Here is a 22189-nt window from a genome sequence, read left to right as displayed (position 1 = left end):
CGTCTTGAACAACGCCCGATTACGACGTTGGGGCCTAGGGGGCCATCCGATTTTGCGACCACTTGAGTCGCCAGGTTCAACCACCGGATGCGGAAAACCGCATGTCCGGGTGGAGGTAACGGGCGTAATCCCGTTACCTCCACCCGACCAAACTTTATTTCACAAAGCACTGTTTCTCGGCATATTCATCGGCTTCCTTCAACAGCTTCCGCAAGTCTTTCGACTGCTGCGGATCGCGGAAGACGCCCCCCGCCTCGCCCGGCGTGCTGCGCAGATAAGAAAAGGTACTGGCCTCTTCATACTCGGTGAAAGTCATTTTTTCGGCGATCTTGTCGATTTTGCAGCCGCAGGCGTATTGAGTAACGTAGGTCAGGCCGCCGTGTTTGGCCACGCAGTTCAGCACGTATTCGATCCGGTCTCGGGTCGGAAAGTCGTTGACGCGCGCCGCGGGCGCGGCTTCCGCAGGCTGGGTTTCGGGCGCGGTGGCCGCGCAGCCGTTCAATAGCGCCAGCAGAACGGCGCCGGTACATGAAAAGAGTGTTTTAGTCAGGTTCATCGATCGCTTTCTCTAATACTCAAATATTGCGGTCTTTTAGTTTAACATTTAGAAGAATATTTTTGCCAAAATGCGTTCTGCGCGCATTTGTGGTATAAACGCGCCTTTTTAATCGAATTTGTCGGTCTGGTTTTTCGCCCTTCTTTCGTGCTTTTTTGATCCGTCATGCCCTCCGCCTTTAAAGTTGCCGATTTTGTATTGAATGACTGGGGCGTATGGGCGTCGGATTCGGTGGGCCGGGAGGCTTCGGGTATGCATTCCTGCCCGAATTGCGCCGAGATTCCCGGCTTTATTCCGAAGCTGCAGCAGCGCCGCCTGAGTCCCCTGGCGCGGGCGGTGTTCAATGCGATCGACCGGTGCATCGAGCCGGGAGAAAGCCTTCCGACCGTGTTCAGCTCCGCCCACGGTGAGGTCGGGAAGGCGTTGGAAATGCTCAAAACGATCCAGGCCGGGGAGGAACTGTCGCCGGCCGCATTCAGCTTGTCGGTGCATAATGCGATTGCCGGACTGTATTCGATCGCCTATCGTAATCAACAGGAAATCACCGTGATGGCGCCGGGCGGCGAAGCGATCGGGCCGGCTTTCGCCGAGGCGCTCGGGATGCTGCGGGAAGGCGTGGCCGAGGTGCTGGTGGTGCTCTACGACGAACCGATCGCCGGGTTCTATCCGGTCGCGCCGTTCGCCTTGAACGGCGAGTTTACCTGCGCTTTGGCGATGCGCCTGGCCTTGGCGGGCAAGGGAATACCGCTGCGCCTGAGCCGTGTGCCGAAGAACGGGAAGGCGGGCGAGCAGCCCGTGCAATTGCCGTTGTTTGTCGATTTTTTGCGCGGCGGCGGAGCGGCCGTTGATTTTTGGGGAGGCGGCTGGCGATGGGAAAAAATTTAGCGTACAAGCTGAATTACGTTTGGCGCCTTTTCGGGACCGCCGTCAGCTTCACGACCTTCGGAATCGGCGGTTTCTTGCTTTGGGTTCTGGTCTTTCCGGTCTTGTCGATCCTGCCCGGCAGCCGCAGGCAGAAAATCAAACGGGGCCAGCATGTGGTCCATTACAGTTTTTTCGCATTCATCGGCCTGATGCACCGGATCGGGATCATGACCTACGAGATCGTCGGGCTGGAAAAACTGAACCGGCCCGGCCAGTTGATTCTGGCGAACCATCCGACGCTGGTCGACATCGTGTTTCTGATCAGCCGGGTTCGGGAGGCGAGTTGCATCGTGAAAGCCTCGCTCTGGCGCAATCCCGCCATGCGCGGGCCGATTCTGAACGCGGGCTACATCAGCAACGGCGATCCGGAGCAGATGATCGAGGACTGCGTGGATTGGCTGCGTGCGGGCGGTTCGATGATTATTTTTCCGGAAGGCACCCGTTCGGTGCCGGGCAATCCCTACCGTTTCCAGCGCGGCGCCGCCGCGATCGCCCTGCAGGCCGGCGCGGTCGTCACGCCGGTGGCGGTGTCCTGCTATCCGAGCACGCTGACCAAGGCCGAACCGTGGTACAGCATTCCCTACCGGCGGCGTTTCCACCTGGCGATGCATGTCGGCGAGGATATTCCGCTGGCCGAATTTCAACGGATCGAGCCCAAATCGATTGCGGTACGGCGCCTGAACCGGTATTTACAGGATTATTTCACTCAGCAAAGAGAAATTTATCAGTACCATGGAAAATGAATTGAAGCAATTGATCATCGAGACGCTGGATCTGGAGGATATCGGCGTCGATGACATCGACAGCGGGGCGGCGCTGTTCAATGATGGATTGGGGCTCGATTCGATCGACGCGCTCGAATTGGGGCTTGCGATCCGGAAAAAATACAATGTCAAAATCAATGCCGAAAAAGAGGATGTGGCAAAGATCTTCGCTTCGGTTTCCGCTCTGGCGAACTATATCCAATCTGCCCGCACTTGAGAAAATAATGGAAAATCGCGAACAAATTCTGGCGGCCATCCGTGAACTGATGACCGAGATGTTTGAGCTGAACCCTGACGATATTACCCCGGAGGCACGGCTTTACGAAGACCTCGATTTCGACAGCATCGATGCAGTCGACATGATCGTCAGGCTGAAGGAAATGACCGGGAAGGCGGTCAATCCGGAGGATTTCAAATCGGCCCGCACGATCGGGGACGTGGTCGAGGCGGTTTACCGGATGATTCACTCCCCTCTTTGAAAAAGACGACTGCAGGGATGCAGGAGATACGACCCCAGGGATAGGGAAGATAGATCGCGTATGGAACAAGCGATCGAGGGCAACGCAGGGAGCAGTTACCGACGACTGCACGGATGCAGGAGGTAGGCAATGCAGGAGCTATATTGCCGAGGGGCCGGGGGAGATTTTTTAAATAAATCCCCCTCGATCCCCCTTTTTCAAAGGGGGAGGTGTGTTTGACGAAGTTCCCCTTAATTTTAAAGAGGGAAGTTATTTTTGACGAAACCCCTTAGGATTTGGCCGATATTAACTTCCTGGTATGGGTGGTAGACCTGCCAGGTTTTAAAAACCTGGCAGGTCTTAGGCCGGGAAGTGATTTGGAGCCAAATCCTTAGCCGAAGAAAACGACACCCTATCATGACCGGCAAGCTTTTTCGCCTTTGCCTTGAACCTTGAAATTCATGCGCCTATTCATCAACATTGTCCTCGGCCTCTTGATATTTGCCTATCCGTTCGCGGTTTATTTCGGGATTCGTTATTTTGAACCCTGGAAGATCGCCGCGCTGCTGATCGGCGTGCTGGCGCTCAGGCTGGCTTACGGAAGCGGCAGGGCGCTCGGCAACGGGCCCGCGGCCATCGCCGGGATACTGTTCTGCGGGCTGGCGGTCTGGCGCAACGACCTCTTGACCCTGCGGTTTTATCCGGTCGTCATGAATGGCGCGATGCTGATGCTGTTCGCCTGGAGCCTCATCCGGCCGCCGACCGTGATCGAACGCCTGGCCCGCTTGCGCCATCCCGATCTGCCGCCTGCGGGCGTCGCCTATACCCGGCGCGTGACGCAGGTCTGGTGCGGCTTTTTCGTCCTGAACGGCGGCATTGCGCTGGCGACCGCCTTATGGAGCAGCTTCGAGGTCTGGAGTTTGTACAACGGCCTGATCGCTTATCTGTTGATGGGCGTGTTGTTTGCGGGCGAATATGGGGTGCGGATCAGAACGCAAAAACATGCAGAATAATTTGATTTCCCTGGCCGGCTGCATCGTGGCCTGCGGACAGGACTCTTCGCCGGCCGCGCTGCATCGGGGGCGGTCGTATCGGCGCGATCAGTTCGCGGCCGCGGTCGGCCATTGGGCGACGGTGTGGCGCCGCGATTCCACCCGGCGTTATGCGCTCTATACCCAGGATGCCTACCCGTTCGCGGTTGGGCTGTTCGCCCTGCTGCATGCGGACAAAGAGATCTGGATTCCGGGCAATCATCTTCCGGAAACCGCGCGGCAGCTCGAACGGGAAGGCTGCCGGCTGCTGGGCGACTGGCCGGCAGCCGATCCTATCGATCCGGATGCGGCGTTTGCGGAAGCTTCGGGAATCTCGTCGGAGGCTCTCGACCCGAATGTTCCCCGTATCATGCTGTACACCTCCGGCTCCTCGGGACAGCCGAAAGCGGTGCCGAAAAACCTGCGCCAGTTGCAGGCCGAAATCGGAACGCTCGAAAATCTCTGGGGGAACGCGTTGGAGAACGCCTGCATCGCCGGTTCGGTTAGCCATCAGCATATCTACGGCCTGCTGTTCCGCGTGCTGTGGCCGCTGGCGGCGAGGCGCTGTTTTCGGAGCGCGATGGCGTTGAGCCCGGAGATGCTGCTGGCGGGCGGCGAGCCCGCGCGGTTATGCTGGATCGCCAGCCCGGGACATTTGAAACGGCTCGACGAAAGGTCGCCCTGGCGCGAAATCGCCGATCTGGCAGCGATTTTCAGTTCCGGAGGCCCTTTGCCCGCCGCGGCGGCCGCGCAAATCCTCAGTTTTACGGGACGATCCGTCATCGAAGTCTACGGCAGCACCGAAACCGGCGGTATCGCCTGGCGGCGGGCTGACGGCCGGAACGATGCGCCCTGGCAGCCCTTTGCCGGGATCGAGATCGACTGGCGCGGCGGCCGGCCGCATTTGTATTCGCCTTATTTGAACGATCGGGAAGGGCTGGCGCTGGACGACCGTCTGACTCCGCTGGAAGGCGGCCGCCTGCTGCTGCACGGGCGGCAGGACCGGATCGTCAAGATCGAGGAGAAAAGGCTGTCGTTGACTGCGCTGGAGCGGTGCCTTCAGGAGACGTTCTGGATTTCCGAAGCCCATGCGCTGGTGTTGGCGCGCCACCGCGACGTGATCGGTATTGCGGCCGTGTTGAGCGAGCGCGGTGCGGCGCAACTGAAAGCGCAGGGCCGGAACGCTTTCATCCGGCAACTCAGGAGCTTGCTTGCCGGCAGCTTCGACGCGGTCGCGCTGCCCCGAAAATGGCTGTTCGTGAACGCGTTTCCGCTGACCGCGCAGGGCAAGGTAAACCGGGAGCTTTTGATATCGATTATGAATACCGATACCCGCCTGTTGCCGAGAATGTTGGCCGCCGAAACGGATGCGGGCGGCGTGCGCCTGCAGCTCAGGGTGCCCAAGGAGCTCGCTTATTTCGGCGATCATTTTCCGGATTTCCCGTTGCTGCCCGGCGTGGTGCAGATCGGCTGGGCCGAATATTTCAGCAAGCTTTTCTTTCCGATCCGGCTGCCTTTTTCGCATCTGGAAATGGTCAAGTTCAGCCAGATGATCCGCCCGGATGACGAACTTCTTTTGAGTCTCGAATGGCGGGAAACCCAGCGCAAACTGCATTTTCAATACAGCGCGGGCGCGCATTCCTGCAGTTCCGGGCGCCTCGTCTACGGAGCCGAGTCTTGAAAACCTGCCTCATCATCCCCGTTTACAACCACGAACAGGCGCTGCCGCAGATGCTGGCCGCGCTCAGGCCTCTCGGTCTGCACGGCTTTCTGGTCGACGACGGCAGTTCCGCCGCCTGCCGGCGGGTGCTCGAAGCTTGCGCCCGTGACGGGGCCGGCTGGCTGACGTTGATCGTTCGCGCCGAAAACGGCGGCAAAGGGGCGGCGATGCTCGACGGTTTCCGGGCGGCGATCGCCGAGGGTTTCACGCACGCCCTGCAGATCGATGCGGACGGGCAGCATCGGACCGACGACATTCCGCTTTTTCTGGCGGCAAGCCGGGAGCATCCCGAAGCATTGATCGCCGGCCGGCCCGTCTTCGGCGCGGACGCGCCGAAAAGCCGCCAGTACGGCCGCCAGTTCACCAACCTGTGGGTCTGGATCAACACCCTGTCGTTCGCGATCGGCGATGCGATGTGCGGTTTCCGGCTGTATCCGCTGGCGGCGGTCGAGCATGTTTGCGCCCATGCACGGATCGGCCGGCGCATGGATTTCGACATCGACATCATCGTCAGGTTGTACTGGCAGGGCGTGCGGGTGATCAATCTGCCGACGCAGGTCACTTATCCGCTGGACGGCATTTCGCATTTCCGGCTATGGCGCGACAACCTGATGATCTCGAAGATTCACGCCCGGCTGTTCTTCGGGATGCTGGCGCGTTTTCCCGCCTTGATCCGGCGGCATTGGCAATGAAAAAAACGCACTGGGCGGAAATGGGCGAATACAGCCTGATCTGGGGCATGCGGGCGTTGCTCGGGATTTACCGCCTCGGCGGCCGGCCGATCGTGCAGCTTGTTTTATACCCGGTGGTCGCTTATTACTGGCTGGTCAACCGGCAGGGCCGGGCGGCGAGCCGCGATTACCTGCGCCGCCTTGCGGCGCTTCGCCCACAAGGCGGCACGCTGAACAGTTTTCGGCATTTCATGGCGTTCGCGGAAGCGATACTCGATAAGCTGGCGGCCTGGGCCGGGATGATTTCGCTGGCCGACGTCGAATACCGGGGACGCGAAGCGTTGCTGGAATGCCTGAGGCAGGGGCAAGGCACCCTACTGCTCGGTTCGCATCTGGGCAATCTGGAAGTCTGCCGGGTGATTGCAAGCCTCGAACAAAACATCCACGTCAACGTGCTGGTTCATACCCGGCATGCGGAGAAATTCAACGAATTGCTGAGCCGCTACGACAGCGCGAGCCGGATGAACCTGATCCAGGTCACCGAAATCACCGCGGAAACTTCGATGCGGCTGGCGGACAAAATCGACCGGGGCGAGATCGTGATCATGACCGCGGACCGGACGCCGGTCAGCAATCTGCTGCATGTCGCGGCCGCCGATTTTCTCGGCGGCAAGGCGCTGTTTCCGGAAGGGCCGTTTATTCTGGCTTCGCTGCTGAAATGCCCGGTCTTTACGGTGTTTTGCCTGAAACGGCAGGGAAAGTACGTCGTGTATTTCGATCGGTTCAGCGACGGCCTCAAATTTCCGCGAAAGGAACGGAGGCAGACGCTGCAGGAGACGGTTCAGTGCTATGCGGACATTTTGCAGGCTTATTGCCTGAAAGAGCCTTTACAATGGTTCAATTTTTATCCCTTTTGGCGATCGGAATGACCAATCCCTTATCTATGAATTTTTTGCCGCGAACTTTTCTGAAGGTTCCGGCCTTTAAATTTATGCCGGCCATGTCCGGTAGGGTACGCTGTGCGTACCTTTCCTGCCGCCCGAAAAGGCCACCGCCAAAAAGATTACCGGCTCGGGAAATGGTACGCGCAGCGTACCCTACCTCCTGGATATCGTCGATGCCGTTTCTTGTGTTGGGTTTGCTCGGGGGGAATGCCGGGCGATGAAAAACCCTTCTGAAACGAGTCGAACCATTGTTTTCGACGGCTGCCCACTGCGCATCGAAGACATCGGACTGATCGCCGCCGAGCAAGCGCAGGCCGAATTGAGCCGCGATTCCGCCTTTATCGAACGCATCGACAAGGGCGCGCGATTCATCGACAAGCTGCTCAGCGAGCAAGGCTTCGTCTACGGCGTGACGACCGGTTTCGGCGATTCCTGTACCGTGCCGATTCCGCTCGATCGGGTCAACGAACTGTCGAGGCATCTCTACACCTTTCACGGCTGCGGCCTCGGCGAGTATTTCAATGCCGAGGAAACCCGCGCAATATTGGCAACGCGCTTGAACAGCCTCGCGCAAGGCTATTCGGGCGTGCGCTACCTGCTGCTGGAACGTCTGGCCGGCTTGCTGGAACACGACATTCTGCCGCTGATCCCGAAGGAAGGCTCGGTCGGCGCGAGCGGAGACCTGACGCCGCTGTCGTATGTCGCGGCGGTGCTGGCCGGCGAACGCGAGGTGCTGTATCGGGGAGAGCACCTTGTCGCTGCGGCGGTATTCGCCAGACTCGGGATCGAGCCCTTGACGCTGAAACCCAAGGAAGGCCTGGCGATCATGAACGGCACCGCCGCGATGACCGGCGTGGCCTGCCTGGCCTTTCAACGGGCCGAATACCTGTCCCGGCTGGCGACCCGGATCACCAGCCTGGCCTCGATCGCGCTGCACGGCAATGCCTATCATTACGACGAAAAGCTGTTCACGGTCAAGCCGCATCCGGGGCAAAGCCGCGTCGCCGGCCGCATCCGTTCCGACCTGCAACTGACCGAGGCCGCGCCGCGCAACGACACCCGCCTGCAGGACCGCTATTCGCTACGCTGCGCGCCGCATGTGATCGGCGTACTCGAAGATTCCTTGCCCTGGCTGCGGCAGTTCATCGAAAACGAACTGAACAGCGCCAACGACAACCCAATCATCGACGCGGAAGGCGAGCACGTGCTGCACGGTGGCCATTTTTACGGCGGCCATATCGCGTTCGCGATGGACAGCCTGAAGACGGCGGTCGCGAATCTGGCCGACCTGATGGACCGGCAAATGGCGCAGCTGATGGACCCGAAGTTCAATTTCGGCCTGCGCGCCAACCTGTCCGGCGTCACGGGTCCCGCCTCCGGCCTGAATCACGGTTTCAAGGCCGTGCAGATCGCGGCCTCGGCCTGGACCGCCGAAGCGCTGAAACTGACCCTACCCGCCAGCGTCTTTTCCCGCTCGACCGAATGCCACAACCAGGACAAGGTCAGCATGGGCACGATCGCGGCCCGGGACGCGATCCGGGTGATCGAGCTGACCGAGCAGGTTGCCGCCGCGGCGCTGCTGGCGGCGGTGCAGGGGGTGGAGCTTAGGAGAGGACACGATGCCTTGAGTCCCGCTCTCGTCCGGACGATACGGCAGGTGCGCGAGCAGAGCGCGTTTTTAAGCGAGGACAGAGGGTTGGACAAGGAGCTGCGGGCGATAGTGAATCGGATTGGCGAGCGGCATTGGGACTTGTATTAGGCAGGCGCAATCGATTCGTTCATTGTGCCCCTGGCGGCTAGAGCATTTTCGTTTTGGGTGTACGATCATAATCAATGCTGCAAAGTGAGGGGAAACGCGTCATTCCGGCAGGGATTGCCGGAATCCAGAAGCCACGGATGGCAAGCTTTAATGCATCCCTACAGTCTGGATCTCGGCACAAATCTGTCTGGAACAGATTTGCATTGACCCGAAGGGGGCCAGGCAGGAAAGCCTGGCATGAATCCCTGCCGAGATGACGGTTTGACTTAATCTCCCTATAGGCGATATGAAAATGCTCTAAAATCGGCATTGATCGGCGCCTTCAGGGACAATCGGTATTTCCCGTCAAATTCCCACTGCCGACATACTAAGCTTTGCAAGTCGCAAAAATATCGAGTTTGGCATTATAAACGTTTGTTTTGACGTTCATGAGTCCTAACAGCGAATGAAACAGATTCTCGTGGCTGTATGAAGTGTCCTTATGCCGGTGTAAACAATCGCTATCGATTTTATTGTGTGCGATGAAATCCTTTGAGAACCAAGTGATCAATGGCACATGCTTTTGCGCGTCGGGGGCGACGAAATACGGCAACCCGTGCAGATAAACATTGTTTTCTCCCAAGGACTCGCCATGATCGGAAACATACAATAAGGCCGTGTCATAGTGAGCCGCGTTTTTCTTTAAAAACTGAATCACTTTTTCCAGAAAAAAGTCCGTATAAACGATCGTATTGTCGTAGGCATTGATCACTTCCTGCGCAGTGCAATCATTCAGATCGGCTTGATGACATTCGGGGCTGAAAACTTTGAATCCGGGCGGATGCCGCAAATGATAACCGGGGCCATGGCTGCCTTTTTGATGTAACACAATCACGCCGTTGCCGGTCAACGCATCGACATAAGCTTGCAGGCGATACAGCAGCACCTCATCGTAACATTCCTCGGCTCCGCACAGATCCGCCAGTTTCAAATGCGACAAGTCTTCACTGTTAACCCGCTTACACACGTTTTTACAGCCGTCATTGTTATTGCGCCATAACACCTTAACGCCGGCATGGCTCAATACGTCCAACACGTTTTCCGTATATTCGGCTTTGGCCGGATCGTAGTTTTCCCGGCTAAAACCCGAGAACATGCAAGGCACAGAAGCCGCGGTAGCCGTGCCGCAGGAGTGTACATTCGTAAAGCTGAACACCGGTTCCCGGCTCAAATAAGGATTGGTGGGACGAGAATAACCATCCAAGGCAAAGTTGGCCGCTCTGGCGGTTTCCCCCAGCACCAGGACCGTCAAGCGTTTTTTGCCGGCATGCTTCGGATCGCCAGCCAGCCTGGCATCCGTGCCGATCGGAATCAGGGGGTGCCGACCCCTTAATTGGTGTTTGAGAATGGAAACCGAAGCATCGACCAGATTGACCGGGTTGATCAAGTAACGCAGTTGCCGATTGTTTCTGTAAATCGAGGTGTAGTCGCCATAAAAAAAATAACACAAGCCGATAATAAGCCCGCCGCATATCAGCAAGGTGCCGAAATTACTGAATGATTGCCGAAGCGCCGGTTTATGGATCAGGCGCATGCGGGCAATAAGAACGGCCGGAATGCCGCCGAAAATCAACAGATGAAAAAACATCCGCCAGGTCAGCAGCTCGGTCACTTCTCTGGCATTGGTTTCCAGCGCGTTTTGTATCATGCCCTTGTCAATAAGAACACCATAAGTCAGCGTGAAATAGTCAATGGCTGCAGCGGCCAATAGAAACAAGACAAGAATGGTTTTAAGCAGATATTTGAAGCGGAATAAACTGAAAAACAGCGTCAAAAGCAGTATCAGCACCAGAAAAAAAGGGGTGTAGAACACGAGGCTGTCAACCGAGACACCGCCTTTGATTTTGAACAACTCCCGCCACAGTGCCGTATTGTCGAACAGAATTAAAAATAGGGAGCCGGAGAGGATAGGGTCGGGCAGGGCCAAGCGTTTGAGTTGTTGCATGAACTATGAATATGCGATTGAAAAAACTGCGTTTATTTAATATTTACTCTCTTTATGGAAAGTATTGATGGGTCCGTGAAATCGTGGCGGCAAAGCTCCGGTTTATTTCTCTATAAAATGTGATCTATGATGGGATGTGAAGTTAAATTCAACCTTAAAAACATGAAACCGGTTTTCATCGGCAAGCAGATGTAAAACTGCGGTTCGGGCTCCGGCTTTTGGCCGTAGAGAATGCTTAGGCGCGCCGACCGCTATGGGCTGTTTATGGTTCCCACGCTCTGCGTGGGAACCCACTGCTCAAGGACGCTCCGCGTCCTGAACCGCAGGAGCGGTTCAGGCTGCATTCCCACGCAGAGCGTGGGAACGATGATTTTCTCACTCATGGTAAACTTTGGCTCGGCATTAACCCTGGAAAGACCTATTTATGCGCCTCTTGTTGGTGGAAGATGATCGGGACTTGGCCCGGCTTCTCAAAAAAAATCTGGAAAAAGCCGGTTACGCCGTCGATGTGTCCCACGACGGGATCGAGGGCGAATATCTCGGCAATGAAGGCGTTTACGAGCTGGCCATCCTCGATCTCGGCCTGCCGCAGCGCAACGGCATGACCGTTCTGAAAAACTGGCGCGCGCAACAAAATGGCCTGCCCGTGCTGATCCTGACCGCGCGCGACGCTTGGTACGAAAAGGTGGACGGATTCAAAGCCGGCGCCGACGATTATCTGGCCAAACCCTTTCATGTCAAAGAACTGCTGGTCCGTATAAACGCGCTGCTGCATCGTTTTCATCAACTGCCCGGCGGCGATAACGTGCAGGTCGGCGGCTTGATACTGGATCAGGACCATCAGCAAGTGGTGACCGAAAACGGCAAACGGATCGATCTAACCGGCGCCGAATTCAAACTGCTGCGCTATTTTCTGCTCCACCGCGGCCAAGTGATCAGCAAATCGACGCTGAATGAACAGCTTTACGATTTCGATTCGGACAAGGACAGCAATGTGATCGAGGTTTATGTGAATCACCTGCGCCGCAAACTTGGAAAGGAACGTTTCGAAACTCGCCGCGGACAGGGCTATATTTTTAAAGATGAATCATCATGAAATCACTGCAATTACGCCTGGCGATCGCGTTGCTGATCAGTCTGCTCTGCGCAGTCTCTCTGCTAGGATGGCAAACCAAACGCCTGATTCGGCAACTGGCCGAAAATACGGTCGTCGAACATCTCGAGCACGATGCGGAAGCGATTTATAGCGCGGTTTATGCAGACAGTCCGACGACGATCGCGTTGACCCATTCCGACATCGAACCGGTCTATAGCAGACTGTATTCCGGCCATTACTACTGGGTCGCAAGCCGCGGGCAGATCATCAAATCGCCCTCTTTCGGCGACAACCGTTTGACCCTGCCGACGGTCGTATCCGGAACGCGGCAGTGGCTTTACCTGGCCGGCCCGCAGCACCAACCGCTTTTGGGCATGGCCTTTGGCTATCGGAAAGACGGCCGCGCGATGACGGTCGCTATTGCCGAAGACCTGTCGCCAACCTTGGTCTTGATCGCAGAATTTGAAAAACGCTTTTCTGTGATCGCGGCCGTCTTTCTGTTGGTTTTAATGCTGATACAAATCGCCATTTTGCGTAAGGGCTTTCGCCCTCTGGCCCGCCTTCAAAAACAGATGAAAGCGCTGGAGCGCGGCGAACGCAGCCAGATCGATACGGATGTGCCGCAGGAAATTTCCGCGCTGGTCGGCGAATTCAACCACCTATTGACCGTGCTCGATCAGCGCATGTTGCGCATGCGCAATTCACTCGCCGATCTCGCGCATGCGCTCAAAACGCCGTTGACGGTACTCCAGCAACTGTCCCGAGAAGATGCCATGCGGAAATATCCGGAGTTCGGCGAGATTTTGAATACGCAAACAGCCCACATGCTGCGCTTGATGGAGCGAGTGCTGAAACGCGCGCGCCTGGCCGGTTCCGGCCCGGCCGTGGCAAAATTCGATATACATCAGGAAATTCCGGCATTGATCCAGGTGATGAAAAACATATATCGGGAAAAAAACCTGGCCATCCGCTTTTCCGCCCCTCCTCCCTACATGCTGCCGATCGACCGCGAAGATATGCTGGAACTGGCAGGCAATCTGCTCGACAACGCCTGCAAATGGGCCAAACTCTCGGTTGACATTAAGGTGGAATGCAACGAGTCGGTACACTTGATTATCGAAGACGACGGACCGGGCGTTGAATCGTCGGAGATTGAAAAATTGATGCAGCGCGGTTCCCGGCTGGATGAATCGGTCAACGGTCATGGTTTGGGGTTATCAATCGCCAAACTTATCGTCGAACAATACGGGGGGCGGCTTGTGTTGGGCCGTTCTAACCACCTGGGCGGATTCTACGCGGAAGCTATCATTCATATGTCGAATTTGGGGTAAAACAAATAAGTCTCTATTCTCGACAGAGAATAGGAGAAAACTTCCGGTTTGACAGGCATTTGCCGTTTCCGTTTCGGATTGAACTAGGGGCCCTTATCCGGCTAGGGTTTGGAGGGTCGTTTCAGTTCAGCCGGCAAGCGAGAATAAGAAAGCGTTCGACGGATACGGGCAAACGAAACATCCGCTTGCCGGGTTTCGCGACATACCGTTAGTGCCGCAGGTTTGGGTTTGCCTGGGGTTCCTGCCGTGGAAGCAGCAAATCCTCAAGAAAAAATGCGGAAAGCTCCGAACGTCCGGCCGTGCCGGACTTTCGGTAAACCGCGCGTGCCTGGTCGCGAATGGTGCGCTCGCTGGCATGGCGCAAAGACACAATTTCGGCATGGCTCAGTCCTTTTAAGATCAGAAAACCGACTTTCGCTTCGGCAGGGGTCAGTTGCCAGTCATCAAATTGTTTTTGAATTTGCACCGCCAAGCCTGCAATCAGCTCACGGTTTGCCTCGCGCCATTGTTGGGCCTGTTGGGTCGCCAACGCCAAATCTCGTTCGAGCAAATGAATTCTGGATTGCGCGGATTGATGATACAACCTGGGAGTTTTCTGTACTCGCCGGCGAAGGTCTTCGGGTATCTCAGAAATCTGCTTGCAGGAAAACCCCAGCATGACATCGGGCACAACCCGGCGGGCGGCGCCATGGTTGCCGCTCTCTTGATCTGTTTGGCAGGGACTGCCGTTACCGGCATGAAACTGTATGCGATGGAAGAAAATGCAGGACCTTTCGCCGTGGCGGCGCAGCAAATTCCGCTTTCTGCCGTCAGCCTCATGGATGAGGCCAATGCAGAGGATGAGGGTGAAGATAAAGTCCCCAAAGACCTAAATTTCGACCACAAAGTGGATAAGCACGCGGAAAAATTTTGGGAAGAGTGGCATGAAGCATTCGCCAACCTCACCCTCGTACTGGTGTTTCTGCACATTCTTGGCGTCATCGTCTCCAGTGTCATCGATAAAGAGAAACTGGTGAAAGCCATGTGGACGGGTAAGAAAGAAATCGATGACTCTTATCAATAAGATTGCACTCTTAAAAAAGGAGCTTAATGGTATACCAACAAGTTGGCGTAACTAAACTCACAGAGTACGGTTCAGGTGCAATACGAGGGCATCGAAGGTTGCAGGCTTCGATTGCCCTCGATAAGGCCGCTGTTGCACCCGGGATAGGGGCCGATATTTACTGCACTGCCGTAATTTTTACCTTGACATTGTCCGGCCGGCTATCCCCAGAGCCATCGTTAACCGTCAAACCGAACACATAGGTTCCGGGCACCGTGGGCGTAAAGTCGGGTGAAACCGTATCCGCGCCGTTCAGTACGATGCTTGGGCCGCGCTGTTGCGTCCAATGGTAAGTGATGGGCGAAGGACCCATATCGGGATCGTAACTTGTCCCTCCATTCAATGCGACTTGCGTTCCGGCAACGGCCTTCTGCTTTGTTCCGGCCTCCGCGATCGGCGCTTGATTGATGGTAAACACCGCATCACTCGTGTCACAGATCGGCATCGATTGTTTGATGCAAATCTTGATCAACGCCTGCTTGCTGGCATAGCGTTTTGGGGGAATTTTCCAGGTTTTGAATCCGGCCTCGTTCATTGCTCCTCTTAACATTTTCCAGTTCAAGCCGTTGTCCGTGGATAGATAAAGCTGCAAACGCTTGCCGGCGTCGATGTTCTGTGAAATCCACGTGATCGTTTGGTCGCTGCCGCCGTTCCAAATTTCGCCGCCATTGGGCGATTGAAGGGTCAGGGGCGATTGAGAGGAAGGTGGTGGTGTTGCAGCCGCTTCCGAGGCAATTTGTTGATAGACCGCCTTCGCGGCCTGGTAACGCGTTTGCGCTGCGTCCCGGCTGGTGACGAAATACGAACTCCACTCGCCTCCCGGCGACGTCTTCGCTAACAGGCTGTCTATCCACTGCACATAAAACTGGGCATCCGCCGCGCTCACCCGTACAGGCTGATCATTTACCGTGACAAACACGGCGCCCGTGTGCAACTGGTGCCCGTCGCCGTCCATTCTGCGTGCGGCCAGCCAGCCGCTCTGAGTGAAATCAACCGTCGTCGTCAAGTTTACAGGCGTACTTGGCGTAACCGAGGCTTGCTGGCTGGCCACGACCACACCGTTCTGCACGAGCTCGATCGCTCCGCTCAGATCCTGATTCGCCGTCCACTCAAGCGTCACCGGAATGCTGCTGCCATTCGTTAACTTGATCTCGTCTCCGGGTGCCGCGGTGCCGTTCACCGTTAAATTCAGAAACTCGTTATGGCCATTTCGCGAGACCACCGTCCTGCCGTGCCTAATGCCCTCGATCCAGTCGCGGTAATTCATTTGAGCCGGGGGAGGCACCTGCACATAGGTCAATAAAGAACCTAACTCCGACACGTCGCAGGGATAATCGGTACCGGCGGCGAAACCCGGCCGAAAACCGTTGTTAAGCAGGCGGTAATAGGCTTGAATGGCGGAATCGCCACCGGTTACATCCTCCGAGATAAAGTCGGCCGAACCCAATGCCACTTCGACGGGATATTCGATCGGGATACAACAGTTCAGGCTCTGCGGAATGCCATCGTCCAAATATTGCATATGGGCAAACCCGGCGATGCCGTTTTGCTGATGCGCCCAATTGAAAATCGGATAGGTGTACTCCTCCCAGATCTGATTCGCCTCGCTGAGCCCAAGCGCGACCACATGCCCTCCCAGGGCTTGGTGTTCGTACTGCCCATACGTGGCATCCCAGTGCCATTCCGTATCCCAATGCACGATCCTGTCGGGTGTCGAAACGGAGGCATCCTGTCCGTTCACCAGGGGCAGATCGGTGGCGGGGTCTTGAACCTCGCCATTGCCCATGTCCGCCAGCAACGAAATGGCAGCCAGGTTGTGGGTAGCCATCTTGTCGTATAGGCTCGCTATCGCTTCGGGAGGGCCCCCACAACTGCGATGCACATGCATATCACCCGCGTACCATCCGATGGGTTCCGGATTCTCAGCCCGGACAGGGCGTCCATATCCACTCATCAGCCCCGTTACTCCCACCAGCATCAGAAACCCTAATTGCGTTTTCCATTCAGATATATTTATATTTTTCATGATGTTACATTCCATTGTCGGTGTATTGTCTGCATCGTCCCTCCGTCCGGAGAAAAATCGCGCTTTGTAGACGATGTATTCAATGAGACCGAGGGATTCGCGTACGGTTCAGCCCTGTAGGTCGGGCAACCGCTTTATCGTTGCCCGACGTTCGGGTGGCGATCACGCTTCGGACTATGGCTTGGGTTTGAAACCCCGCCACCTTTCAAGGCATGGGAAATGTCGGGCACCCAAAGCGCGTGCCCGACCTACACGACTTAACGACGTGGCCGACAAACCACCGTTACCCAATATCAAGCCCTGATCCCAAAACCCGTCCGACACAAGGCGCGTCACTTTATTTAACGGGCCGGATGGGGGAAATCCCCCGCTTGAACGTCTTCCCGTTAAATTGAGCCGATAGGGGCAGCAACCTAGCGTTTGCCCACCTGTTCAGCCCATCGAATTTTTCCCACCCTGAGGACGAGCATGTATTTATTTCCCCCCAGCGCGACTGATCTGGCGAGCTAATCTCTGGCTGGTGCTCTGTTTCGGTACGGCGTTGGCCGATCCGGGCCTACCCTATGAGCAACTGCCCGGCCAGCTGCAATTGGAACAGAACGACAGCGCGCGCGTGCCGCAGGTCGAGTTTCGGTCGGAACCGTTTTTCGGCGCGACGCTGCTGAAAGAGACCGACTACCGCGGCGAAGGCCAGTTCCCGTTGGCCTTTACCCGCCTCAACGCCTCGCCGCGGTCTATCATGGAGGCGGAAGATTGCGATTCTCTCGCCGCGATGGGCAACGGCTGGACGCACAGTTATGCCAGTTGCCTGATCCGCTATTTTACAGGCGGATCGAAGGTCTGTACGCTGGGCATATGTACGGGATTCGGCTCAGACATGAAGCCGACATCAAAAGACGTGCGCGACACCTTGGTGGCGAACGGCGTAATCAACGGCACCCCTTACCGCTGGGTCTATACCCATTTCAAATCCGGCATCCGCGAAGCCTACAATGGCCTGGGGAATCTGGTGGCGCGCTTCGACCGGTCCGGCATCGAGCACCGGGTGGGCCATCAACTCATAAACGGTACCAACCGGATCAGCACGGTGACCCACATACCAAGCGGGCGCACCTTACGCTTCCAATATAACCAAGGACTGCTGGTTTCGATGACCGAGCCGGCCGGTCAAGTTTATTCCTACAACTTCTCCGCCAGTCAAAGCACCAACACCGTCACGTTCCCGGCAGCAACAGCGGGAGCGGCATCGCTGGTCAGGACTTCTCTTCAAGGACAGTTAACAGATTGTAATTACACAGGCAGCGGGTTTCCCAACACGTATGCCTACTTGAAAACCGTATCGGAAGGCGCACTAACTTTGTTAAAGGCGACTTTCGATTGGCCGTGCGGAACCCTTTTTCCCACTTATTCACGCATTAAGCAGGCCGGGCACAACGCTAAAAACCGTATTCAGCAACGATCGTTGCCCTCCAAAATCCAGCTGACCGAACAGTTTGCCGGCAGCGATACTGCCAGTTACCGGTCGCTGGTCTACAATCGAACTTTTACTCAAACGAACGCTACCGATATAAGAAGCCCGATTTACCGTCCAAAAGGTGTCAGCCTGCGGTGCGCCGATTGCGACGGCGATTTTAAAACCGCTACCTATAACGCCAAAGGCGACCTGTTGAGCCGCACCGATTATCTGGGCCGGGTCACCACGTTCACCCGCGACCCTCGCGGCCTGCCGCTGACCGAAGTGGAAGCCGCCGGCACCCCGGAAGCGCGCGCCACCACCCGCACCTGGGACAGCCGCTTTCCGCTCAAAACCGCGGAAGTGCGCGGCGCGGTGGCCAAAGACTGGCGCTACAACGACCGCGGCCACTTGATCAAGGAAATCGTCCGGCCGGCCACGGAAACCCTGGCCTACGACAGTTGCCGCACCGGCTCCACGACCTGCCACCAGACCGTGTATAGCCACACTTACGATCCCACGACTCAAGTCATCGTGCGGACGGTCAAAACCGGCCCGCGTCCGGAAAACGGCAGCACCGTCACCGACTACCGAAATAACGGCGACCTGTGGAAAACCACCGACGCCCTGGGGCGTGTCGGGGAAGTGGTCGGCGTCGATGCGCACGGCCATGTCACCGATCAGGTCGACATCACCGGCGTGCATACGGTCACGACTTACAATGCCCTGGGCCAGCCGTTGTCGGTCGCGGTCGGTGAGGACGTGACCCGCTACGCCTACGCCACGGACGGCCGCCTGCAAACGCTGACCCGCCCCGACGGCAGTCAATTGAACTACACCTACACGCCGGCCGGCTCGGTAAAAACAGTCAGCCTGAGCGCGAACGGCCGCACCGATACGGTGGCGTATCAACGCGACAGCCGCGGCAAGATTCTGCAGACGCTCGCCAGCCAAACCGGGCAGGCGGCGCAGCGTTGGGAACAAGGTTTCGATGAGCGGGGCCGTTTGATCTCGGAACGCGACGGCTCCGGCAGTTGGTCTTCCGTGTCGGTCTATAATGACAACAACCTCGAAACCCGCACCTGTTTGAGCCTGGAAATCTGCGACTTGACCGGCTATACGGCCCTGGATCAAATCAACGAAAAAACGCGGGCGCCGATGGCGGACGACCATTCGCTCGCCCTTTCCATTCCGTTGTTCGATCTCTGGTACGACCCGGCCGGCCGGGTCAACCGGGTGGTCGATCCGAACGGCGTCGAAACCCGCTTGAGCCACACCGAGCTGGACCGCCACGACCGCGAGGACTCGGCCGACTTCGGCCTCCGCCAGGCCGACTTCGATCTGGCCGGCAATGAAACCTACCGCGAGGACCCGGACGGCTACGCCAGCGATAAAACCTACGACCCGCTGGATCGGCTGCAACGCGCCGCGTACAGCGATAACGGCGTGCTGGCACAGACCTGGGACGTGCCGACGTTGGCCGGCGAACCGGCCGCCTCTGCGCTTGGCCGCCTGACCGGACGCAGCCGGCTGAATGCCGCCGCCGAAGGGAACCTCACCGTCAACGAGGCGTTCCGTTATAATGCCCGCGGCGACGTGACCGGCTACCGACAATCCTTGAGCGGCCGCCCGGATTTGACCTTCACCACTGCCTACACCGCCGGCGCCGACGCCGCCGGCAAGCCGACGCGGATCGACTATCCGGGCGGCTTGACAATAACTTACCGCTACGGCACCGACGGCCGCGCCACCGAGGTCCTCGCCACGCTCGGCGCGACGACCTTGACGCTGGCCACCGACATCCGCTGGCAGCCGTTGATCCATCGCTTGTCTCGACTGACTTTCGGCAACGGCCTGACCTATACCCGCGAACGCGATGCCGGCGGCCGGCTGTCTGCTGTCACGTTAACGCAGGGCGCCTCGGCCTTGTACCGCTTCCCGGTCGGCTACGATGCCCGCAACCGCGTCACCGTCTACGGCCCTACCACTTTCGCCTACGACGACCTCGACCATTTGGCCGAACACCGCGACACGACACGCACCCTGCTGCGCCACGACGCCAACGGCAACCTGGAGCAAGTTCAACAGTTGAACGCGAGCGGTGTGCCGCTTGCCAACAATCATTTGGTCTACATCGGCAACCGCCTGATCCAGGAAACGCAAATGCCCGCCCCGGCCGAAGGCGGCCTGGACGGCTCCAACGGCCCGTACCGCTACGACCTATCCGGCTACGTGACCGGCCACGGCAAAGCCGTGCAATTCGGCTACGACGCGGCGCGTAACCTGACCCGCTACACGCGCAATGGCCTGACCACCCGCTACGTCTACGACGGCCACCGCCGCCGTGCGCTCAAGCTCGCCAGCGGCAGCGAGACGCGCTATGTCTACGACGGCCAGGATCACCTCCTCTACGAACTGGCCGCCAACGGCAGCCGCTGCAACTACGTCTGGCTCGGCGACATCCCGCTGGCGGTGATCGACCAGAACGCCGCCGGCGCGCTGACCGCCGCCTATGCGATCGAAACCGACTTCGCCAATACCCCGCGCTACCTACGCTCCGCCTTGCCGAACGTCAACCTGAGCCAACCGGTCTGGGCCTGGCCGCTGGCCCCCTATGGCAATGCCCCGGCGCAGCAAGATCCGGACAATAACGGCAGTCAAGTCGTCTTCAACCTGCGCTACCCCGGCCAGTACTACGATGCCGAGTCGGGCCTGCATTACAACCACACCCGCTATTTCTCGCCCCGCACCGGCCGCTATCTGCAACCGGACCTCATCAAGCTGGAGGGCGGAGTCAATGTGTACACCTATGCCAATGGCAATCCGGTACACTTTACCGATCCGACCGGGACTGTTGCGGAAGCGGGGTTCTTTTCATTTTTTGAGTCGTTCAGCTTCAGTTCGATGTTTAGTTCAATGACTGGATTTTTTGAAGGATTCGCCAGTGGGTCAACAGGAATAATAGGCGGTATGCTTTATCCGTCGTCACTTGGAAATAGTGATTTGCCATCGAACATGCTCAGAAGCAATAGCAATGTTTTGACTAAAAATATTGCCGATGCGCGTCAGGAGGTTAAGCAAAAAGGAGAAAGCGCCCATCATATTGTGGCGGCGGGCGATTTTCGTGCAGAGGGATCACGCCAGATTTTAGAAAATGCGGGGATGGACATCAATGATGCTAATAACGGCCTTCTTATGCATACGATGTATCACGAACGTATACATACTAATGAATATTATAGGGCGGTAGATGAATCTCTTAGGGGTGCATCCACTTATAATGAGGTCGCTTCGCGATTATCCAATATAAGAGCAGAAATTCAGGCTGGAACTTTTCCTTTTTAATAATTAAGCATTGAAAATTATGAAATTATTTAAAATAAGATGTGATAACAAATATCGAGTACCGCTCCTGGATAATCGGGAAGAGAACAATCGTTACCTGGTAGGCAAAGAGTGGCATTCGTTGCGTGAAGGCTGGCATCCCTTGCCTTTTAGTTTTTATGCCGATCCCAAGGATATTAAGAAAGGCTGGAATAAGCAGCCGGATATTTGTATATATCATGAAGGCTTATTCATTCGAGTGGATTTGATTAGTGTCATTTTTCCAGAAAAGCCGGTTGAATTGGAGCTTTTACCGATATTAATTGATGGAGAACATTGGATGTTACTTAATTGCCTGAAAACCACCAAGGATTATGACCCCGAACAATCCAAGTTTTATCGCAGCGGCGAGAATCAACAAATTTATATGATTAAACACCTTGTGTTATATGACAGCTCGGTAGAGCCTATCGGATTGTTCACTCTCGAAGATTCTAATAGAGCTGGCATATTCGTCACAGAATCCTTTGTCGAACGGATTAATAAGCTCGGTTTGAAAGGGGTAGAATTTAATGAGATTGGCGTTCTTGAGCCTCGTCAATGCGATAAGGGTCGTACGTCCGATTAAGGCCATAGGGCCGTAGGTCCGATTAGTGAAACGTAAGGCGGAACCGGCTTTGCCGGGTTCCGCCACTCGGAACGACCACGATGCCGAACGAGCCCTGCAACTTTGATGCGATGCTCCAAACTTTATTTTATCTGTCGGCCTAGGGTTGGCGGATCGCCTGCCGGCATATCAAGCGACCCGGCATTCCAAGCTCATTCGGCGGAACCCGGCAAAACCGGTTCCGCCTTTAATAAAATGGAGACTTGACATGTCTATAACAGGTCGGGCAACCGCTTTAGCGTTGCCCGATGTCCATATGGTGATCCTACTTCGGAATATTGCGAGGGTCTGAAACCCTGTCACCTTTCAAGGTCTTGGAAATGTCGGGCACAAAAAGCGCGTGCCCGACCTACACGACTGTTAAATTTCACGTTATCAG

At 56.6% G+C, this 22189-nt stretch carries 18 protein-coding genes; 14 read left to right on the top strand and 4 right to left on the bottom strand.

Features of this window, described 5'->3' with window-relative positions; all coding sequences use genetic code 11:
• Window positions 1–154: 154 nt before the first annotated feature.
• Window positions 155–556: a hypothetical protein gene (locus tag CC94_RS0119765; RefSeq protein ID WP_005372662.1), complete on the bottom strand. Its 402-nt coding sequence runs from the start codon at window positions 554–556 to the stop codon at window positions 155–157.
• A gap of 165 nt (window positions 557–721) precedes the next feature.
• On the opposite strand from CC94_RS0119765, the gene CC94_RS22630 reads away from it, so the two are divergent.
• The 9 genes from CC94_RS22630 (at window position 722) to CC94_RS0119720 (ending at window position 8827) form a co-directional block, all read left to right on the top strand.
• On the top strand, window positions 722–1441 hold the full coding sequence (locus CC94_RS22630) for a beta-ketoacyl synthase chain length factor (RefSeq protein WP_005372660.1): 720 nt from the start codon (window positions 722–724) through the stop codon (window positions 1439–1441).
• Window positions 1426–2223: a lysophospholipid acyltransferase family protein gene (locus CC94_RS0119755; RefSeq protein ID WP_031431912.1), complete on the top strand. Its 798-nt coding sequence runs from the start codon at window positions 1426–1428 to the stop codon at window positions 2221–2223. Before CC94_RS22630 ends, CC94_RS0119755 begins: the two co-directional genes overlap by 16 nt.
• Entirely contained in the window at window positions 2213–2461 is a 249-nt protein-coding gene (locus CC94_RS0119750) for a phosphopantetheine-binding protein (RefSeq protein ID WP_005372655.1), read from the top strand. Before CC94_RS0119755 ends, CC94_RS0119750 begins: the two co-directional genes overlap by 11 nt.
• Window positions 2462–2468: 7 nt before the next feature.
• Window positions 2469–2723: an acyl carrier protein gene (locus CC94_RS0119745; protein ID WP_031431911.1), complete on the top strand. Its 255-nt coding sequence runs from the start codon at window positions 2469–2471 to the stop codon at window positions 2721–2723.
• A gap of 440 nt (window positions 2724–3163) precedes the next feature.
• Window positions 3164–3715 carry a COG4648 family protein gene (locus CC94_RS0119740; RefSeq protein WP_031431910.1) on the top strand — a complete coding sequence of 184 codons (552 nt, stop codon included), beginning with the start codon at window positions 3164–3166 and terminating at the stop codon, window positions 3713–3715.
• The gene (locus tag CC94_RS21895; RefSeq protein WP_005372652.1) at window positions 3705–5414 is read left to right on the top strand and encodes an ApeI family dehydratase; all 1710 of its coding nucleotides are present in this window, start codon (window positions 3705–3707) and stop codon (window positions 5412–5414) included. Before CC94_RS0119740 ends, CC94_RS21895 begins: the two co-directional genes overlap by 11 nt.
• The gene (locus CC94_RS0119730; protein ID WP_031431908.1) at window positions 5411–6145 is read left to right on the top strand and encodes a glycosyltransferase family 2 protein; all 735 of its coding nucleotides are present in this window, start codon (window positions 5411–5413) and stop codon (window positions 6143–6145) included. The genes CC94_RS21895 and CC94_RS0119730 overlap by 4 nt, the downstream gene beginning before the upstream one ends.
• The gene (locus tag CC94_RS0119725) at window positions 6142–7053 is read left to right on the top strand and encodes a lysophospholipid acyltransferase family protein (RefSeq protein WP_031431907.1); all 912 of its coding nucleotides are present in this window, start codon (window positions 6142–6144) and stop codon (window positions 7051–7053) included. Before CC94_RS0119730 ends, CC94_RS0119725 begins: the two co-directional genes overlap by 4 nt.
• A gap of 232 nt (window positions 7054–7285) precedes the next feature.
• Window positions 7286–8827 carry an HAL/PAL/TAL family ammonia-lyase gene (locus tag CC94_RS0119720; RefSeq protein WP_031431906.1) on the top strand — a complete coding sequence of 514 codons (1542 nt, stop codon included), beginning with the start codon at window positions 7286–7288 and terminating at the stop codon, window positions 8825–8827.
• Window positions 8828–9194: 367 nt separating this feature from the next.
• On the opposite strand, the gene CC94_RS0119715 is transcribed toward CC94_RS0119720, so the two are convergent.
• The gene (locus CC94_RS0119715) at window positions 9195–10811 is read right to left on the bottom strand and encodes a phosphoethanolamine transferase (protein WP_031431905.1); all 1617 of its coding nucleotides are present in this window, start codon (window positions 10809–10811) and stop codon (window positions 9195–9197) included.
• A gap of 424 nt (window positions 10812–11235) precedes the next feature.
• On the opposite strand from CC94_RS0119715, the gene CC94_RS0119710 reads away from it, so the two are divergent.
• Both CC94_RS0119710 and CC94_RS0119705 read left to right on the top strand, forming a co-directional pair.
• Window positions 11236–11907: a response regulator gene (locus CC94_RS0119710; RefSeq protein ID WP_031431904.1), complete on the top strand. Its 672-nt coding sequence runs from the start codon at window positions 11236–11238 to the stop codon at window positions 11905–11907.
• Complete coding sequence (locus CC94_RS0119705; protein WP_005372641.1) at window positions 11904–13238, top strand: ATP-binding protein; 1335 nt, start codon at window positions 11904–11906, stop codon at window positions 13236–13238. The genes CC94_RS0119710 and CC94_RS0119705 overlap by 4 nt, the downstream gene beginning before the upstream one ends.
• 208 nt (window positions 13239–13446) lie before the next feature.
• On the opposite strand, the gene CC94_RS0119700 is transcribed toward CC94_RS0119705, so the two are convergent.
• Window positions 13447–13788: a helix-turn-helix transcriptional regulator gene (locus CC94_RS0119700; protein WP_005372639.1), complete on the bottom strand. Its 342-nt coding sequence runs from the start codon at window positions 13786–13788 to the stop codon at window positions 13447–13449.
• On the opposite strand from CC94_RS0119700, the gene CC94_RS0119695 reads away from it, so the two are divergent.
• Window positions 13789–14301, top strand: coding sequence for a cytochrome b/b6 domain-containing protein (locus tag CC94_RS0119695; RefSeq protein ID WP_051040374.1), 513 nt, complete (start codon window positions 13789–13791; stop codon window positions 14299–14301).
• 157 nt (window positions 14302–14458) lie between these two features.
• Here the strand turns inward: CC94_RS0119695 and CC94_RS0119690 are convergent, their stop codons facing one another.
• The gene (locus tag CC94_RS0119690) at window positions 14459–16366 is read right to left on the bottom strand and encodes a CehA/McbA family metallohydrolase (protein ID WP_005372634.1); all 1908 of its coding nucleotides are present in this window, start codon (window positions 16364–16366) and stop codon (window positions 14459–14461) included.
• Window positions 16367–16886: 520 nt separating this feature from the next.
• On the opposite strand from CC94_RS0119690, the gene CC94_RS0119685 reads away from it, so the two are divergent.
• Window positions 16887–21164, top strand: a complete 4278-nt coding sequence (locus CC94_RS0119685) for an RHS repeat-associated core domain-containing protein (RefSeq protein WP_084675401.1) — start codon at window positions 16887–16889, stop codon at window positions 21162–21164.
• Between the two features lie 19 nt (window positions 21165–21183).
• Window positions 21184–21771, top strand: coding sequence for a hypothetical protein (locus CC94_RS0119680; RefSeq protein ID WP_005372620.1), 588 nt, complete (start codon window positions 21184–21186; stop codon window positions 21769–21771).
• Window positions 21772–22189 lie beyond the last annotated feature (418 nt).

It is taken from the genome of Methylomicrobium agile (assembly GCF_000733855.1).
Taxonomy (GTDB): domain Bacteria; phylum Pseudomonadota; class Gammaproteobacteria; order Methylococcales; family Methylomonadaceae; genus Methylomicrobium; species Methylomicrobium agile.
The sequence above is the reverse complement of the archived record's forward strand: the minus strand, read 5'-3'. Positions and strand labels throughout refer to the sequence as shown.